The sequence below is a fragment of the Microbacterium sp. genome, from assembly GCF_049661145.1.
Taxonomy (GTDB): Bacteria; Actinomycetota; Actinomycetes; order Actinomycetales; family Microbacteriaceae; genus Microbacterium.
Genome location: NZ_JBASZT010000182.1, coordinates 1 through 1,578 on the forward strand (window position 1 = coordinate 1; position 1,578 = coordinate 1,578).

A 1,578-nucleotide genomic window follows, 5' to 3' on the forward strand; every position below is an offset into this window, starting at 1 on the left:
CGGTCGCTGCCGTGACCGCCGGCGCCGTCGCGGCATCGCTCGTGCTGATCGCGCCGGGCACCGCCGTCGCCGGCGTACCGGTGGGCTTTCTGACTCCGGGAGCGGCGACCGACGCGATCGACGAGCGCCTCGCCACCACGACGATCGTCCTCGGCGACGGGGGCCCGTCCGTCACGGGAGCCGACCTCGGTGCGAGCGTCGACGCGGGTGCGCTCGCGGCGTCGACCTTCGACGAGCGTCCGTTGTGGAACGTGACCCAGTGGTTCGGCGATGCCGTCGACGCACCCATCGCCGTCGATCAGGCGAAGGCGGCTGCGGCGCTGCGCGCCGCACTCCCCGACAGCTACATCGACCCCACGCCCGCCGCGGTGTCCTTCGACGGGACGTCGTTCGCCGTCACACCGGCCGTCGACGGCACCGGGATCGATGTGAGCGCCGTGACGTCCGCGCTGCACGACGCGTTCGAGGCCGGGCAGCCGTCGTCGACCATGACGCTCGCCTCCACTCCCGTCGCCTCGCCCGCCACGACCGAGAAGGCGCAGGCGGCCGCCGACGAGGCGAACGCCATGCTCGCGAACATCGGCTTCTATGTCGGCGAGGAGCGTACGGTGCCGGTGGATGCCGCGACCGCCGCGAGTTGGCTCACGATCACTCCCGCCGCAGACGGGGACTTCGCCGTCACGGCCGACCCCGCGAAGATCCAGTCGGCCGTCGACACCCTGCAGCCGCTGATCGACCGCGCGCCGGCCAACGGAACCGTCATCACGAACTCCGACGGCACGGTGCTCAGGACGGTCGTCCCGGGTGGAGACGGTCGCGTGCTCGGCGACACAAGCGACGTGGCGCAGGACTTCGCATCGCAGCTCGCGACGGGCGACGCGGTCTACGAGCTGCCGGTCGAGGTGACGCCCTCCGTGGCGACGACGCTGCAGCGCCTGCTCGAGGTCGACCTCAGCGAGCAGCGGTTGTACCTGAAGGAGAACGGCAACGTCGTCGACTCGTGGGCGATCTCCAGCGGCCAGTCGCAATCGCCCACCACCCCGGGGCACTTCCGCATCAACAGCCACTACCCCGTGCAGACCATGAGTTCGACGTCGGCGACCGACCCGTACTGGAACTACGAGGTCCCGAACATCCAGTGGATCATGTACTTCAACGGCAGCCAGGCCTTCCACGGCGTCTACTGGCACAACAACTTCGGCACGCCCCAGAGCCACGGCTGCGTCGGCATGCCCAACTCCCGCGCCAAGCAGATCTACGACTGGGCGCCCACCGGCGTCGACGTCTGGATCCACGCCTGACCCGGCACTGACCGGTCGCGCAGGCCGCCGGTCCGGCCCCGCGCTGACCGCGAGAGAACAACTCGCCGCCGAGAGAACGGGTAGCACCCGTTCTCTCGGCGCTGTCGTGTTCTCTCGCCGCTTCCGGACGTTGAGCGAGGCTCGCTCGCTCAACGCGCGGGCGGCAGGGGCAGCGTCCGCACGGTCGCCGCGAGGCGGCCGACACGCACCACGATCAGCACCTCCGGCGCGAGGCGGGCGCGAGCGAGCGAGACGCGCCCGCGGAACAGGCCCGGCT

Annotated in this window: 1 protein-coding gene; it reads left to right on the plus strand. The window is 71.0% G+C overall.

The genetic code is table 11. The features are described 5' to 3' along the window. The coding region (locus tag WBP48_RS08000) for a L,D-transpeptidase family protein (protein WP_424438662.1) at positions 1–1,301 on the plus strand (1,301 nt) is incomplete at its 5' end. Between the last annotated feature and the right edge of the window lie 277 nt (positions 1,302–1,578).